Raw genomic sequence first — 15,849 nt, 5'->3', positions numbered from 1 at the left:
GCGTGTCACTCGCTCGATGGAAGAGCTATATACGAGGCCGCCCAATATGCCGTATGCTCGGGTCCGCGTTCGAGACGCTATTCGCCCTCGTCGGGACCTACGGTGCCGTCGTGCTCCTCTGTGTGTTCGTTCTGGAGGGCGCGCTGGTCGGGAAGCTGATCCCGACGCGCACGCTGTTCGTCGCCACGGTGCTCGCGGTCGGAACGAGCCTCATCGCCTTTCTCCCGGTCCTGATCGCCGCGGTCGTCGGCGCGACCCTCGGCCAGCTCCTGCTTTTCGTTCTCGTCCGCCGGTTCGACGTCGACCCGGCGGAGTCACGACTGGTCCCCATCGCGCCCGACCGCGCCGACGGCGCGGCCGACTGGTTCGACCGCTGGGGACTCCCGGCGGTCGCCGTGTCCAACACGGTTCCCGGGATCCGCGGGTGGCTCGCGGTCCCGTCCGCGGGGTCGTCGGTATCGGCCTCCCGGTTCGCCGCTGCGTCGCTTGCGGGATCGACTGCGTACGCGGGCGCGCTCGTCATCGTCGCGTTTGGGCTGGAGGGTGCCGCAAGCGCCTTGATCGGGCTGTAATCACACTATCGTGCCGTGTTTCTTGTCCGGGAGATCCTTCTCGACGTCCTCGTAGAACGCGAAGCGGGCCGCAAGTTCCGCCCGGAGCTGCGAGGGAGGAACGACCTCGTCGATGACGACCTCGCTTGCCATCCGGTGGATGTCGATGTCGCGGCGGTACTCCTCGCGGAGCCGTGCCTCCGTCTCCGCGCGCTCCTCCGGATCGTCGATGTCGGCGAGCTTCCGGGCGTACACGGCGTTGATCGCGGCCTCCGGACCCATGATCCCGATCTCGCCGGACGGGAGCCCGATGACGCTCTCGGGGTCGTAGGCGGGGCCGCCCATCGCGTAGATGCCCGCGCCGTACGCCTTCCGCGTGACGACGGTCTGTTTGGGGACCGTCGCCGACGACGTGGCGTAGATCATCTTCTTCCCCTTCTCCAGGATGGCGTCCTTCTCGACCTGTGAACCGGCCATGAATCCCGGCGTGTCACACAGATAGAGAAGCGGGATCTCGTAGGCGTCACAGGTCCAGATGAACTCCGCGGCCTTCTCGGCGGCGTCGGGGAAGATCGCCCCCGAGCGCTCCGTGGGCTGGTTGGCAACGACGCCGACCGGTCGGCCGTCGATCCGACAGAACGCGGTGACGATCTCCGGACCGTATCCTTCTTTCAGCTCGAAGACGGACTCCGCGTCCGCGATCCGGTCGAGCAGGTCGCGGACGTCGTACGGTCGGTTCGGCGACTCGGGCATCAGTTCGTCGATCCCGTCCGGCGAGAACTTCGGGGGTTTCGGCTCCGATCTGGGGGGAGTCTCGCCCGCTTGGTCCGGGAGGTACGTGATCAGATCGGCCACGAGTTCGCGGGCGTGCTCCTCGTCGCGGGCGACGAGATCCGCGGAGCCTGACTCCTCCGCGTGAACCTGTGGTCCGCCGAGATCCGCCATCTCGATCTCCTCGCCGGTGACCATCTTCACCATTCGCGGCGAAGCGATCGCCATCGCGGACATCCCCTCGACCATCACGGTGAAGTCGGCGAAGACGGGCGTGTACGCCGCACCGGCGATACACGGACCGTAGAGGACACAGATCTGCGGCACCGCGCCCGACAGCATCGAGTGGTTGTAGTAGTACTTCCCGATCCCCTCGCGGTTGGCGAAGAAGCCGCTCTGCTGGTCGATCCGGCCACCGGAGGAGTCCATCAGGTAGAGCACAGGCTTGCCGGTCTTCAGCGCGCGCTGTTGCATCCGGAGGAACTTCTCGACGCCCTTCGCCGCCATCGACCCCGCCTTCACGGTGAAGTCGTTGGCCATGAAGTGGACGTCGCGCCCCTCGAACGCTGCGGCGCCCGTCAACAGCCCGTCGCCGGGGACGCGGTCACCCTCGTCGTACTCGTCGCCGTTCGGCGAGTCGGGATGCCAGTCGTCGAACGCCGCGAACTTTCCGTCCTCGAAGTGGAGCCCGGCGGGATCGCTGGTGGTGCCGTCCTCATCCGTGCTCGCGTCCCCCGTCCCGCGCGTCCCGCCTTCGCCCCCGAACCAGAGGTCGAGCCGATCGCGGACGAACAGCTTCCCTTGGTCGGGAAGGCGATCCCTGTACTTCTCCGGACCGCCTTCGAGGATGTCGTCGATCTCCGCGCGGAGGTCGCGCTCGCGGTCCGTGGGCCCGAGATCGTCGTCGAGCGGGTACTCGGCCTCGGGCGGGTCGGCGCTCGCGGTCGGCTCGTCGTCGTCGCCGACGTGGACGTCGACGCCGACCCCGAGGTGCTCCGCGAGCGATCGGGCGATCGCTGCCGCCTCCTCCGCCGTCGCCGCCGTCCCGACGTGTACCTTCATGACCGCAAAACTTGCGGACGATCCTAAACAGTTTTCCATGTGGGTTTCACCCTCGGCTGTCCTGCCCCCTTCCTCATCCCCGCTTGATAATCCTTAAGCCGGCGACAGGGCTATCCGAACGCAATGAGAGTCGTCGTTTCCATCGGCGGGAGCGTGCTCGCGCCCGAGCTCGATCCCGAACGCGTCGCCGCCTACGCCGACGCGCTCGAACGGTTGGCGGGCGAGGAGTGTGCGTCCGGCGTCGTCGTCGGCGGGGGTGGCGTCGCCCGCGAGTACATCACGACGGCCCGAGAGCTGGGCGCGAACGAGGTGGAGCTCGACGAGTTGGGGATCGGAACCACGCGGCTCAACGCCCGCCTGCTGATCGCCGCGCTCGGCGACGTGGCGGCCCCGTCGCCAGCGACGGGCTACGACGAGGCGGCCGCGGCGCTCAGACGCGGAGAGATCCCCGTGATGGGCGGGATGACGCCCGGACAGACCACCGACGCGGTCGCCGCCGCGCTCGCCGAGTCGGTCGACGCCGACCTGCTGGTGTTCGCGACGAGCGCCGACGGCGTCTACGACGTTGACCCGAACCGCCACGACGACGCGACTCGGTTCGAGACGCTCTCGCCCGCCGAGCTGGTCGAGGTCGTGCTTCCGATGAGTCGGAACGCCGGCGCGTCGGCCCCCGTCGACCTCCTCGCGGCGAAGCTGATCGACCGGGCCGGCATCAGATCGATCGTCCTCGACGGCACCGATCCCGACGCCGTCGTCGACGCGGTTCTCCACGGTGAACACACGGGAACGAACGTCGTCCCCGAGAGAAGCACCGAGCCGGCCGCGTGGGCGGAGGACGAGGAATGACCGACGACTCGCCGCACATCCTGTCGGAACAGGCGGCGGACCGGGGCGGCGCGGGCGACGCGGGCGGTGCGGACGAGAGTACTGCCGGAGACGAGGCCTTCCACGCCTTCTGGGCCGACGTCGTCGCCGACGAGATCGAGGCTCGCGACCCCGAGGACCCGATCGTGATCAAGGGTGGCGTCTCACCCTCTGGCGTCGCACACGTGGGGAACGTCAACGAAGTCATGCGCGGCTACTTCGTCGCCGAGGTGCTCCGCGAGCGCGGCCACGAGGTTCGTCAGGTGTTCACCTCCGATGACAAGGACCCCCTCCGGAAGGTGCCCCGGAAGCTGGCGAACGCCGACGGCGAGATCGTCGGCCTCGGCGACGTCGATGCCGGCGCGCTGGGTCGAAACCTCGGGAAGCCGTACACGGCAATTCCGGATCCCTTCGGCGAGCGCGAGTCGTACGCGGCCCACTTCGCGGCGCTGTTGCGTGCGGACGCCGAGCGACTCGACGTTCCGATCGAGATGGTGTCGAACACCGAGCTGTACGCGGAGGGATCCTTCGACGACGCGGTCCGAACCGTGCTCTCGGATCTCGACGGCGTTCGCGAGGTGCTCGGGAAGTATCAGGACAAGGTCGACGACGAGTACGTCCCGTTCAATCCGGTGTGTGCCGAGTGTGGCAAGGTCACGGAGACGGTGGTTTCGGTGGACGTCGAGACCGAGACCATCGAGTACGTCTGTACCGACATGGATGTCGGCGGCGACACGATCGAGGGGTGTGGCCACGAGGGGACCGCCACGTTCCGGGACGGGAAGCTCCCGTGGCGGCTGGAGTGGCCCGCCCAGTGGCAGGTACTGGGCGTCGACTTCGAGCCGTTCGGGAAGGACCACGCGGAGGGGTCGTGGCCCTCCGGCGTGGACCTCGCACGGAACGTGTTCGGGATCGACCCCCCGGTGCCGATGGTGTACGAGTGGTTCACGCTCGGCGGGGAGGCACTCTCCTCGTCGGCGGGCAACGTCGTCACCGTGCCGGAGCTGCTGGAAGTACTCGAACCCGAGGTCGTCCGGTACTTCTTCGCGCTCCATCCGAAGAAGGCCCGGGACCTCGACATCGAGCGTATCGACCAGCTCGTCGACCGGTTCGACCGGTTCGAGCGGGCGTACTTCGGCGAGGTCGACGACGAGGAGCTGACGCGGTTCGCCGAGCGCGCGTACCCGTTCGTGGTCGGCGGGCATCAACCGGATTCCGGCGGGACGGAGCCCCGCCCGGTCGATGAGGTTCGCGAGGAGCGGGTCCGACTCCCGTACACCTTCGCCGCCGTGCTCGGGATGGTCGAGGACCCCGCGTTCCGCGAGCAGCTCGCACGCGACGAGGGGCACTTCGAGGAGGACACACCCGAGTGGGCGGTCGAGGAGGCGCTCAAGCGGGTCGAAAAGGCCCGAACGTGGGCCGAGCGAACGAACAACGAGTACGACTATCGGCTCCAGACCGACCTCCCGGACGCTGAGTTCGACGACGACGTGGCCGCGGCGCTCGACGATCTGGCCGACTTCGTCGCCGAGGGACACGACGGCGAGGCGATCCAGGGCGAGATGTACGAGACCGCCCGCGAACACGGGATCGAGGTCGCCGACTTCTTCGCGGCGGGGTATCGCCTCTTCTTCGACGAGACGCAGGGACCCCGTCTCGGGGAGTTCCTCGGCGAGTTGGAGCGCGAGTACGTCGTTGCGAGGCTGCGACGGGAGGCGTAGATGCCCGAGGACCGTTCGCTCGACGAGTTCGCCGGCGGTCCGAGCGGTGACGGCGCGGAGGACGACGAGTACCCGGAGGACGACGAGCACGTTCCTCCCGTCGAGGACGACACCGGGTCCGACACCGGCGGTGTCGTCTCCGACGACGACGTCGCCAAAACCGGGAACGACGACGACGATGTCAGTTCGGTCGAGGACAACGAGACCGGTCCCGTCGCCACGGATGACGTCGATCCGGCAACGACGACGTCGGCGTGGGCGAGCGAGGGCGGACGCTGTGAACGCTGTGGAGACACGGTGCGGCGGCTGTGGGAAGAGGACGGAGCGTTCGTCTGCCCCGACTGTAAGGAGTGGTGACGCCGATCCACCGACGCCCCGTCCCGGACCCAGCTCTTTTTGCCCGACGGTGAAGACTTAATACACAAGATGTGCTGCTGTTAGTTGTATAATTGTTCTACTGGTCTTAACCGTCACATCCATGAAATTAGTTCCGGACCGACCGTTCGATCGATCCCCCCACGTCGTCGTCGGCCTGTATCTCGGCCTCGGGGCGGCGTCCGTGCCGGCGGTCGATGTCCTCGTCGGCGTACTCGGAGTCGCCGGGGGCTGGACGCCGACGTGGCTTCTCGGCGGTTGGCTCCTCGTGGGGCTCTCGTCCGTGTTCCTCTACGGGGCGGTGACCCATCATTCCCGTCAGGCGACGGCCGCCCGCGCGGAGCTGGAAACGTCGAATCAGCAGTTACAGGTCCTGAGCCGCGTGTTTCGTCACAACGTCCGAAATGATCTCAACGTCATCCAAGGATACGCCGATCTGCTGGAGCGACGCTTGGACGACGAGCGGAGTCACGAGTGTCTGGAGACGATCCGCGAGACGACGGAGAACATCGTGGAAATAAGCGAGAAGCTGCGGGTCATCGAGGACGCCTCCGGTGAGCCGACGGACGACCGCGTCGATCTCGCGGCGATCGTCGCCGAGGTTGTCACCGATCTCGATCCCGACGAGGCCGACATCGACGTCGACGTTCCGGAGTCCGCGTGGATCCGTGCCGACGACTCGGTCGGCTATCCGGTCCGCGAGGTGTTCGAGAACGCGATCGCACACAACCACGAGCCCGGGCGGCGCGTCGTCGCGCGGATCGACAAGAACGGGACGACGACCTGTCTCGAGGTCCATGACAACCGGCCGGGGATCCCGGCCGACGAGCGGGCGGTACTTCGCGCCGAGGAGGAGACGCCGCTGTCCCACGCGAGCAGCATCGGGCTGTGGCTCGTCAAGTGGATGTGTGAGCTACAGGGCGGGACGGTTCAGTTCGACGCAGGCGACGACGGAACAACGGTCCGGCTTCGGTTCACGTCGGCCGACGGTCCCCGGGTCGGCGGATGACCCCTGAGGAAGTCGGTTCTCGAAACGGTCGGGTCCCCGATCAATCGAGTTCAGTGATCGTGACCGCATACACCGCACCGCAGTTCCCGCACTCGACGTGAACGCCTCGGCTCGTCTCCCCTCGAGTGAACTCCGAGATGTCCTCTGAACAGGAGCACTCGAACTGGACTTTCATTGACGTGGGTAGGCTCCAGTTGTATTTAAAATACGGTGATCGGTTATCGGCGCTGATACCCGTCGTCGCGTCGCCGTCCTCGCTCTCGCCGACCGATGTCGACATACGAACCGTCCGGAACTGGTTTCGACGCCTTCGGCCGAAGGACAGCGGTCAGAGAAACTCTCTACGAGAGCTTCCCGATGCCTTCGGATATCTTCGAACGCCCGAAGCGTTGTCTACGACAGCGTTTCGATCTTCTCGACGACGGCGTCCGCGAACTCGCTCGTCGCGAGCTTCTCGCCGCCCTCTATCTGTCGGTGGAGGTCGTAGGTGACCTTGCCCGAGGAGATGGTTTCCTCGACGGCGTCACGCACGAGGTCGGCGGCATCGGACCAGCCGAGGTAATCGAGCATCTCGCGTCCCGAGAGGATCATCGCGGTCGGGTTCACCTTGTTCTCGCCGGCGTACTTGGGTGCGGAGCCGTGGACCGGCTCAGCGAGTGCGCGGCCGTGCCCGTAGTTGACGCCGGGTGCGATTCCCAGCCCGCCGATCTGTGCGCCGGCCGCGTCGGACATGTAGTCGCCGTTGAGGTTCATCGTCGCGATGACCTCGTACTCGTCGGTCCGGGTCAACAGCTGCTGGAGCATGTTGTCGGCGATACGGTCGTTGACGACGACCGTGTCGTCGGGCTGCTCGCCGTCGTGCTCGTCCCACAGTTCGTCCTCGGTGAGCACGTCGTCGCCGTACTCCTCCTCGGCGACCTCGTAACCCCAGTCGCGGAACGCGCCCTCGGTGAACTTCATGATGTTCCCCTTGTGGACGAGCGTGACGGTGTCACGATCGTTTGCGATCGCGTAATCGATCGCCTCGCGGATGAGCCGCTTGGAGCCGAACTCGGAGATGGGCTTGACGCCGATGCCGACCGGGCCGTCGTGGATGATGTCGGCGATCTCCATGTCGTCTTCGAGGAACTCGCGTACCTGTTCTGCCCCCCCTGTGCCGGCTTCCCACTCGACGCCGGCGTACACGTCTTCGGTGTTCTCACGGAACGTGATCATATCCATCGCTTCGGGGTTTTTGACCGGCGACGGGACACCGTCGAGGTGGTAGGTTGGCCGAACGTTCGCGTACATGTCGAGCGTCTGGCGAAGCGCGACGTTCAGCGACCGGAACCCGGCACCGACCGGCGTCGTCAGCGGGCCCTTGATCGCGACACGGTGGTCGCGGATGGCCGAGACGGTGTCCTCGGGGAGGTTTTCGTCGTACTTTTCGCGAGCAGCGGAGCCGGCGTACACGCGCATCCACGCGATGGAGCGGCCGGTCGCCTCGGCGGCAGCATCGAGGACTCGCTGTGCGGCCGGTCCGACGTCGGTGCCGATCCCGTCGCCGTGAATGATCGGGACGATCGGGTTCTCGGGGACGTTCAACTCGCCGGTCTCCTCGTCAGCAAGCGTAATCTGCTCCCCGTCGTCGGGGACCTCGACCTTGTCGTAGCTCATAACGGCCGAAAATTCTCCCACCGCCGTAAAGTGCCTGCCGTTTTCGGTTCGGGCGGACGTTCGTTCAGTCACCCTCGGTCCAGCCGACCACGTCGACGTCGTATTTCGCGGCCCACCGATAGCGTCGGCCTCCCCACACGAACGTCCGGCGGCCGAACGCGTACGCCAGCAACGCGGGCATGGCGAGGGCGGCCGGCCCGGCCAGCAGGAACGTCGGCCGCCGGAGCCCGGTCCACGCGTACGTCGCCGCCGAGACGAGCGTGAGGAGCCCGACGATCGGAAGCGGAGCGACCAGACACGCCGCCGCCATCACGACCGCGAGAACGACGTTGAACGCGGTCGCGCGCGGCGCGTAGTGGCGGGCGATCCACACGAACCGGACGAACCGCTCCAGCGACTCGCGGATGGAACCGCCGGCAGGAACGAGCCGGGTTCGGTCCGCGGCGGTCACGTCGAGGTGCTCGCTCAGGGTCCCGTCGTCGCTGAGCGCGCGGCGGAGATCCGCAAGGAACGCGTCCTCGTCGACGTCGTCGCGCTCGAAGATCACGGCCCCGCCCCAGACGATCCCGCCGACGGCGACGGGGAGGGTCCCGCCGATCAGGTATGCGGGTTCGAGGAGGACGCCGAGCGGGTCGCGGCCGACAAACGCCGGCCGCTCCGTGGTCGGCCCCTGTCGTTCGTAGTCGACGTGAAGCCGGTCGAGCCAGTCCGGTGGGTGGTGGAAGTCGTCGTCGGTCCAGACGATCCGGTCATGTCCGGCTGCGTTCATTCCTGCTGCGATGGCGTTCGCCTTCCCGGAACGGTCCGTCGGCTCGCCCGCGAAGACGATACGGACGTTGTCCGGCAGGTCCTCGTCGACTGTGCGGTTCTCGTCGCCGTTGACGCGGCCGGTGCGGTCCGCTACCGGATCCGCCCCCGTGTCACAGATCACGAGGAGTTCGTCGTCGGGCCCGAGTTGCTCGGCGACTTCGTCACAAGCATCGGTCCACCGGATCGTGGGGAGGAGCACGGAGGTCGGCGGGGGGTTCGCCATGTACGGCGTTTCGGCCGACCGGATATAAAAACGGTCGCCCGATCGGGGACCCGCTCTCGCTCCCGTGCCGTTCCCGAACCGACCGATCCGGACGCGCTTTCCCCTTTCCCCGCCGCTTTCCGGACCCTTATGAGGTCGCCGTCGGGAGGGATTTCCATGCGCATCATCGTTCACGGCGGCGCGGGCGGAGTCCCAAACGAGCCCGAGCCCCGACAGGCGACCCTCGACGAGGCGGCGGAGACGGGTGCGGCGGCGGCGACCCCGCTCGACGCGGTCGAGTCTGCGGTCCGGGTTCTCGAAGCGAACCCGCGGTTCAACGCCGGTACCGGCGGCGCGCTCCAGTCGGACGGCGTCGTCCGCACCGACGCCGGCCTCATGACCTCGGACCGGTCGATCGGCGCGGCCTGCTCGATGGCGGGCGTCGAAGCCGCGGTGTCGGTCGCCCGCGTCGTGCTGGCGGAGACGCCGCATATCTTCCTCTCCGGCGAACACGCGGTCGACCTCGCTGACGACTTCGGCGTGGAGACGGGCGTCGATCTGACCACCGAGGAGAAGCGCGAGCGATACGAGGCGGAGGATCCGCCCCAAGGTGGCCCGCGCGAGCATCTAGCGTGGCTGGAGACGCGGTTCGGTTCCGGCGACGATCAGGCGGGAAACGGCGGAAACAAGCGGACCACCCCCGACCACGACACGGTTGGTGCGGTCGCCACCGACGGCGAAACGTTCGCGGCAGCAACCTCCACGGGCGGGCGGTCGTTCGCCTTGGCGGGACGGGTCGGCGACGTACCACAGGTCGGGTCGGGCTTCTTCTGTACCGAGGCTGGCGGCGCGAGCGCGACGGGGGCCGGCGAGGATATCGCGCGGGTGACGCTCTCGCGGCGCGCGGTCGACCACCTGGCCGACGGGCTCGACGCGCAGGCGGCCGCCGACGGGGCGATACGCGAGTTCGAGGAGCTAACGGGATCCGGCGCGGGCGTGATCGTTCTCGGCGACGAGACGGCCGGGAGCGCGTTTAATACGGACGGGATGCAGACGAGTGTCGCTTATAAGTAGTCGACTCCGTGGACCGGGAGTCACTCGTCCGCGTCACGGGGTTCGGACTCCGACGAAGCGGAGGGATCCATCTCCGTCGGGTCGAAATCTCGGCCGAACACGGTGTTGAGCGCCATCTTCGCACCAATATACGATCCCGAAACGACGATGGCGAACGCGACCACGACGGTGAGTATGGCGTCGAGGACCATACGGCGAGGATGTATGGGTTTCCTGAAAAAGGCTACCGGTGATCGCGGATCGTCGTCGATAATTTATAAGTGATCGATCGTTGATCGGCGGCGAATACGCACAGATCCCCCAGCGGCTTGCGTATAAGTGGTTGACTGTGGATCAGCGGCGAAGGCCTCCAACGCCTCGGCCACTTATAATCGGCCGCTCAGCGGGATGCGCCGACCGTAGTAGCCGTCGAGCGGCACCGTTCGCTTATAAACGAATCCGTTCCGTCTCGGCGTACCCTCCACGGCCGATCCGCACCAGCGCCCGCGGAGCCGAGGATACAAATCCCGCCGTCGCGTTGCGGGCGTATGGTTACGTTCCTCGCCGGCGGCACGGGGACGCCGAAGCTGCTCGACGGCGCAACCCGCGTCTTTCCGGCGGCCGACGTCTCGGTCGTCGCCAACACCGGTGACGACATCGAGCTCGGCGGCCACCTCGTCTGTCCGGACGTCGACACCGTGCTGTTCGCGGGCGGCGGCGTCCTCGACCGCGAGACGTGGTGGGGGATCGCCGACGACACGACGGCGACTCACGAGGAGCTGGGTCGGCTCGCGGACGCGGCCGGCCTCGATCGCGGCCCGCGATACCTCGACGACGCGGCCCAGATCTCGGGCCGCGAAATCGCCCGATGGCGACGATTCTCCGGCGTCGCGGAGTTCATGGAGATCGGCGACCGGGACCGCGCCGTCCACCTGACACGGACGGGACTGCTCGACGAGGGGCACACACTCACCGAGATCACCCGAACGCTCGCGGACGCGTTCGATCTCGACGTCGACCTTCTCCCGATGTCCGACGACCCGGTGGCGACGCTGGTCCACACGGCCGGCGGGGAGACGATACACTTCCAGGAGTACTGGGTCGATCGCCGCGGCTCCCCGACCGTCGACGACGTGGAGTTCCGCGGGTCGAGGGACGCGGAGCCGACCGCCGAGGTCCGCGAAGCGCTTGCCGATCCGGTCGTGATCGGTCCGTCGAACCCCGTGACGAGCATCGGACCGATGCTGGCGCTTCCGGGGTTCGAGGCCGCGCTCGCGGAGACGCCCGTCGTCGCGGTCTCGCCGTTCGTCGGCGGGGAGGTGTTCTCCGGACCCGCGGCGGAGCTGATGGCCGGCGTCGGCCTCGACCCGTCGACCGCGGGCGTCGCCGACGCCTACCCCTTCGCGGACGCGGTCGTCCTCGACGACGACGATCCGACCGATACCGACCGGGCACTGGCGGGGGTCCACGTCGAGTACACCGACACGCGGATCGACGACGACGACGACGCCGAGCGCGTCGCTCGCGCGTGTGACCGGGCGTTGGGGGCGGTGTCGTGACCCGGAACGGCCCCGTCCTCGTCGCCGCCAGCCTCAGCGGCGAGGCGGACGCGGAGTGGTCGCGGGCGGCCGCCCCCCACGTCGACTGCGCGGTCATGGGCGGGATCGCGCTCGACCCGGCGAGCCGGGCCGCCGCCCGCGACCTCGTCGAACGCGGGCGCGCCGAGTTCCTCCCCGACGACCCGGTCGAGTGGATCGACCGCCAGTTCCGCACGCTCGGCGACGTCCCGGTTCGTCCCGGCGTCAACGTCCGCAGCACGACGGTTGAGCCCGTGCGGGAGGCGGCGGCCGTCTGTGCCGACCACGACGCGGTGTGTGAGATCAACGCGCACTGTCGCCAGCCGGAGCTTCGGGCGGTCGGCTGCGGCGAGACGCTGTTGGCCGACGCCGGTCGGCTGACGGGGTACGTCGCTGCCGCGGCCGAAACGGGGGCGACCACGAGCGTGAAGGTCCGCGCGGAGGTCCCCGGGGTCGATCTCGTCGACATCGCGGTCGCGGTCGCGGAGGTCGGCGCGGACTGGCTCCACGTCGACGCGATGGACTCCGAGCCCGTCATCGCCGACATCGTGGACGCGGTCGCCCGGCACGACCTCGATCTCACGGTCGTCGCCAACAACGGGGTCAGGGGTCGGGAGACGGTCGCCGAGTACGTCGCCCACGGCGCGGACGCGGTGAGCGTCGGCCGACCGAGCGACGACCCCCGGATCCTCTCGCGGGTCGCCGAGGCGGTGGCGGAGTGTCATGAGATCGGTGGCTTAGGGCGTGATACCGAGCAGGGGTCCGGCCGACGAGCCGAACCGGGACCCTCGCGATGACGCTCCGACGCTCCCCCGTCGACGATGCGACGCTCGCGCTCCTTCTCGAAGTCGCTGGCACCCCCAAACCCGGGAACGTCGACCGCCATCGTGACCTCGCTGATCTCCACTTCGAGTCGTTTCTCGGCGGTGCGGTCGGGGCCCGTACCGGTCTCGAACGGGCCGCCCGGGGCGGGGCGGTCGGTCACGCCTTCGAACGCGCGGTCGCCGGCATGGCCGACCGTGCGGGCACCAACACGCAGTTCGGCTGTCTGCTGCTGCTCGTCCCGCTCCTGCGGGCGACCGAGGTCGGGGGGCTCTCGTCAGCTGGCGAGCCCTCGCCGGCTGGCGAGCCCTCGCCGGCGAGGGGGCTCTCCCCAGACGGCCTCGACCGCGTGACTCGCGGGACGACCGTCGACGATGCGGTTGCGTTCTACCGCGCGTTCGAGCACGTCGACGTCGCGGTCGCGGAGCCGCCGCCGGACGCGGCCGACCTCGACGTCCGCCGCGGGGGGGCCGCCGAGCCGACGCTCCGCGACCGGGGGATCACGCTCCGGGACGTGATGGATCGGTCCGCGGATCCGAAGGGGGACCGGGTGCCCGACCGCAACGCGCAGGAGTGGGTCGAGGGGTTCCCCCGGACCTTCCGGGCGGCGGAGTGGATCCGTACCGACGAGGGTCCGGTCACGGACCGAGCCGCCCGCGCGTTCCTCGGGCTGCTCGCGACCGAGCCCGACACGCTAGTCGCGACCGCTCACGACCCGGCGACGGCCCGTGAGGCGACCGACCGGGCGGCCGAGGTGGTGACGTCCGGCGGGCCGAACTCGGAACGAGCGGTCGACGCCGATCACCCGCCAGACGCCGACACGGTCCACGGGATCGACCGCGACGCGGCGGCGGAGCTGGCCGGGGCGTTCGTCGACCGGGGGATCAATCCGGGAACCACGGCCGACATCACCTGTGCGGCACTGTACGTCGCGCTCCGTCGCGGGGTGACGGTCGGTTCGAACTTCGATCCCGGGCCGGGGGGAGACGCGTGACCGACGCCGACTGGCCCGTCGAGCTCCGCGGCGTCACCGAGTCGGTCGTCGCGACCCTCGGCCCCAACGATCGGTGGAACATGGCTGCGCTCGGACTTCACGTGCCGGACGGGAACGACGAGGGCGTTATCGAAGCCGACGGCCGTGTCACCGCTCGAACCTACGGGCGGACCCGAACTTGGCGGAACTTCACCGAGCGTGGCGGCGGCGTCGTCCAGTTCACCGTCGACCCCCGTGAGTTCGTCGACGCGGCGCTCACCGTCCGCGAGGAGTCCGAGCCGGTGTTGCCGAACGCGGACGCGTGGGTGGAGGTCGAAGCCGAACAGGTCGGAGCCGAGGAAACCGGCGACGTTACCGTCCGGACGTGGGCGCTGACGCCGGTCGACTGTGCGGTTCGATCCGAGCGCGTGCCGACCGTCAACCGCGGGTTCGGGGCGGTCGTCGACGCCACCGTTGCGGCCTCACGACTGGACGTTCCCGCATACGATACTCCGGAACTGCTCGATCGACTCCGGTACTTCGCCGATGTCGTCGACCGGTGTGGCGGTCCCGCGGAGCGCGAGGCGTTCGCGCGGATCGACGAGGCGACGGGGTGGCGAGCGGTCGACGTGGACCGCGACGACGCGGGTCACGATGACGGCAGCGCTGACTCCCGGTGACGGGTTCGACCGTCGCGCCGGCGGATTCCTTCGTCACGGCCGCTCGTACGGGAACGAACCCTTTTAGTCCGCGCCGCCGGTACCGCTCGACATGGCTATCAAGCCCAAGTACATCAAACAGCTCGCGAACGTCCTGCTGGAGCGATACCCCCAGTCGTTCAACACGGACTTCGAGACGAACAAGGAGAGCGTCTCCGCGCTGACGAACGTCGAATCGAAGGGCGTCCGCAACCGGATCGCCGGCTACATTACCCAGAAGAAGGCGCAGGCGGCCGCGCCGGCCTGATCGGTTCCTCTCACGAACGTCATCCGACCCACCCCCGAGCCGACAGGCTACTCGACCGATCGGGCGACCCCGGGCAATCGACTGACCGGCTGGTGACCCGTCGTCGCCGGTCCCGGAGTTTATGAACCATGCCGCGGCCACGTCGCCGGGATGGACGCGTTGGTCCGCCCGGTGCTCGACCCGACGTTCGCAGCCGCCGCGCTTGCGTTCCTGTTTGGCGGCGCGGCGCTCGGCGCGGTGAGCGGATTAGTCCCCGGGCTTCACGCCAACAACTTCGCGCTGCTGCTCGCCGGAGTCGCTCCCTCGATCCCCGCCGACCCCCTTCTCGTCGGCGTCGCCATGCTCGGCGCAGGCGTCGTCCACTCGTTTCTGGACATCGTCCCCGCGCTCGCGCTCGGCGTACCGGACGCCGCGACCGCCGTCGCCGCCCTTCCGGGCCACCGGCTCGTCATTGCGGGACGGGGACGAGAGGCGCTTCGGCTGTCGGCGGTCGGCTCCGGGCTCGCGGTCGCCCTGGCGGTCCCGCTCGCGATCCCGATCACGTGGGTCATGGTCCGCGGCTATCCGACAGTCCGATCCCATCTCCCGCTACTTTTGGGCGGCGTCGTTGCCTTTCTCGTCGTCACCGAGTCGTCGAAGCGGTCGGCCGTCGGCGGACTCTGTGCCTTTCTCGCGAGCGCCGCGCTCGGCGCGGCCACGCTCAACGTCGACCCCGCCGCTCCACTCGATGCGGGCGGGGTGCTCGCCCCGCTTTTCACCGGACTGTTCGGCGCGCCGGTCCTGATCGACGCACTGGGAGGCGAGGGCGTCCCGCCGCAGTCGGACGCGCGGATCACGATGGGCAAACGCGACCTCGGCGTCAGCGCGAGCGCGGGGTCGCTCGCGGGCGCGATCGTCGGCTACGTCCCCGGCGTCTCCGCGGCGATCGCGGCCGTCGCAGCGCTCCCCGCGGTTCCACGGAGCGAGGCCGATCGCGGGTTCATCGTCGCCACGAGTGGGGCTAACACGGCCAATACCGTCTTCGCCCTCTTCGCGCTCGCCGCGCTCGGGACGCCGCGGACCGGCGTCACGGTCGCACTGGAGGAGGCGGGCGTTCCGCTCGCGCTGCCGATCCTCCTCGTCGCGGTCGCGACCGCCGCCGTCTGCGGGTTCACGCTCGTGTGCTTGGTCGGGGACACGTATCTCAGGGTCGTGGGGAACGCCGACTACACCCGGTTGTCGATCGCCGTGTTGACCCTGCTTCTCGGCGTCTCCTTCGCGTTCGCGGGACTCTTTGGTGTCGTTATATTTGCCGTCTCCGCGGCGTTGGGGCTCGTTCCCCCGCGTCTGGGCGCGCGCCGCGTCCATCTGATGGGCGTGTTGATCGGCCCACTGATGCTCTCGTGAGATGCGTCACACGGTACCTCACGGCACGTTTTGGCGAGTCGAAATCCGACG

General features: G+C 68.6%; 17 protein-coding genes. 12 read left to right on the top strand and 5 right to left on the bottom strand.

Going from position 1 to position 15,849, the window contains the following annotated elements; all coding sequences use genetic code 11:
- Nucleotides 1–53: 53 nt before the first annotated feature.
- Complete coding sequence (locus tag J2751_RS04355) at nucleotides 54–572, top strand: DedA family protein (protein WP_209483512.1); 519 nt, start codon at nucleotides 54–56, stop codon at nucleotides 570–572.
- Here J2751_RS04355 and J2751_RS04350 read toward each other — a convergent pair whose 3' ends face one another.
- Nucleotides 573–2,384, bottom strand: a complete 1,812-nt coding sequence (locus tag J2751_RS04350) for an acyl-CoA carboxylase subunit beta (protein ID WP_209483509.1) — start codon at nucleotides 2,382–2,384, stop codon at nucleotides 573–575.
- A gap of 123 nt (nucleotides 2,385–2,507) precedes the next feature.
- On the opposite strand from J2751_RS04350, the gene pyrH reads away from it, so the two are divergent.
- The 4 genes from pyrH to J2751_RS04330 all read left to right on the top strand — a co-directional run bounded on the left by pyrH (nucleotide 2,508) and on the right by J2751_RS04330 (nucleotide 6,353).
- Nucleotides 2,508–3,230, top strand: coding sequence for a UMP kinase (gene pyrH, locus J2751_RS04345; RefSeq protein ID WP_209483507.1), 723 nt, complete (start codon nucleotides 2,508–2,510; stop codon nucleotides 3,228–3,230).
- A complete protein-coding gene (gene lysS / locus J2751_RS04340) occupies nucleotides 3,227–4,969 on the top strand; it encodes a lysine--tRNA ligase (RefSeq protein ID WP_209483505.1) in 1,743 nt (580 codons plus the stop codon). Before pyrH ends, lysS begins: the two co-directional genes overlap by 4 nt.
- Complete coding sequence (locus J2751_RS04335; protein ID WP_209483503.1) at nucleotides 4,970–5,326, top strand: DUF7573 domain-containing protein; 357 nt, start codon at nucleotides 4,970–4,972, stop codon at nucleotides 5,324–5,326.
- Between the two features lie 121 nt (nucleotides 5,327–5,447).
- Complete coding sequence (locus J2751_RS04330; RefSeq protein ID WP_209483501.1) at nucleotides 5,448–6,353, top strand: sensor histidine kinase; 906 nt, start codon at nucleotides 5,448–5,450, stop codon at nucleotides 6,351–6,353.
- Nucleotides 6,354–6,393: 40 nt separating this feature from the next.
- On the opposite strand, the gene J2751_RS04325 is transcribed toward J2751_RS04330, so the two are convergent.
- The 3 genes from J2751_RS04325 to J2751_RS04315 all read right to left on the bottom strand — a co-directional run bounded on the left by J2751_RS04325 (nucleotide 6,394) and on the right by J2751_RS04315 (nucleotide 9,042).
- Complete coding sequence (locus J2751_RS04325) at nucleotides 6,394–6,633, bottom strand: hypothetical protein (protein ID WP_209483670.1); 240 nt, start codon at nucleotides 6,631–6,633, stop codon at nucleotides 6,394–6,396.
- Between the two features lie 113 nt (nucleotides 6,634–6,746).
- Nucleotides 6,747–8,009, bottom strand: coding sequence for an isocitrate dehydrogenase (NADP(+)) (gene icd, locus J2751_RS04320; RefSeq protein WP_209483499.1), 1,263 nt, complete (start codon nucleotides 8,007–8,009; stop codon nucleotides 6,747–6,749).
- 64 nt (nucleotides 8,010–8,073) lie between these two features.
- Nucleotides 8,074–9,042: a glycosyltransferase family 2 protein gene (locus J2751_RS04315; RefSeq protein WP_209483497.1), complete on the bottom strand. Its 969-nt coding sequence runs from the start codon at nucleotides 9,040–9,042 to the stop codon at nucleotides 8,074–8,076.
- 156 nt (nucleotides 9,043–9,198) lie between these two features.
- Here J2751_RS04315 and J2751_RS04310 point away from each other — a divergent pair, with 156 nt between their 5' ends.
- Entirely contained in the window at nucleotides 9,199–10,095 is an 897-nt protein-coding gene (locus J2751_RS04310; protein WP_209483495.1) for an isoaspartyl peptidase/L-asparaginase, read from the top strand.
- 20 nt (nucleotides 10,096–10,115) lie between these two features.
- Here J2751_RS04310 and J2751_RS04305 read toward each other — a convergent pair whose 3' ends face one another.
- The gene (locus J2751_RS04305) at nucleotides 10,116–10,286 is read right to left on the bottom strand and encodes a hypothetical protein (RefSeq protein ID WP_209483492.1); all 171 of its coding nucleotides are present in this window, start codon (nucleotides 10,284–10,286) and stop codon (nucleotides 10,116–10,118) included.
- A gap of 336 nt (nucleotides 10,287–10,622) precedes the next feature.
- Between J2751_RS04305 and cofD the strand changes: the two genes are divergently transcribed.
- From cofD to J2751_RS04275, 6 genes are all read left to right on the top strand, one after another.
- Nucleotides 10,623–11,633, top strand: a complete 1,011-nt coding sequence (gene cofD, locus J2751_RS04300; RefSeq protein ID WP_209483490.1) for a 2-phospho-L-lactate transferase — start codon at nucleotides 10,623–10,625, stop codon at nucleotides 11,631–11,633.
- Nucleotides 11,630–12,448, top strand: a complete 819-nt coding sequence (locus tag J2751_RS04295; RefSeq protein WP_321168576.1) for a beta/alpha barrel domain-containing protein — start codon at nucleotides 11,630–11,632, stop codon at nucleotides 12,446–12,448. Before cofD ends, J2751_RS04295 begins: the two co-directional genes overlap by 4 nt.
- Nucleotides 12,445–13,467, top strand: coding sequence for a triphosphoribosyl-dephospho-CoA synthase (locus J2751_RS04290; RefSeq protein WP_209483488.1), 1,023 nt, complete (start codon nucleotides 12,445–12,447; stop codon nucleotides 13,465–13,467). Before J2751_RS04295 ends, J2751_RS04290 begins: the two co-directional genes overlap by 4 nt.
- Nucleotides 13,464–14,126 (top strand): DUF447 domain-containing protein, encoded by a 663-nt coding sequence (locus J2751_RS04285; RefSeq protein ID WP_209483486.1) that lies wholly within the window; start codon nucleotides 13,464–13,466, stop codon nucleotides 14,124–14,126. The genes J2751_RS04290 and J2751_RS04285 overlap by 4 nt, the downstream gene beginning before the upstream one ends.
- A gap of 91 nt (nucleotides 14,127–14,217) precedes the next feature.
- A complete protein-coding gene (locus J2751_RS04280) occupies nucleotides 14,218–14,412 on the top strand; it encodes a 30S ribosomal protein S17e (protein WP_209483484.1) in 195 nt (64 codons plus the stop codon).
- Between the two features lie 150 nt (nucleotides 14,413–14,562).
- A complete protein-coding gene (locus J2751_RS04275) occupies nucleotides 14,563–15,798 on the top strand; it encodes a tripartite tricarboxylate transporter permease (protein ID WP_209483482.1) in 1,236 nt (411 codons plus the stop codon).
- Nucleotides 15,799–15,849 lie beyond the last annotated feature (51 nt).

Origin of the sequence: Halorubrum alkaliphilum, assembly GCF_017873815.1 — an archaeon.
GTDB lineage: Archaea > Halobacteriota > Halobacteria > Halobacteriales > Haloferacaceae > Halorubrum > Halorubrum alkaliphilum.
Note: the sequence above shows the minus strand (reverse complement) of the source record. Positions and strands in the feature narration are given on the sequence as shown.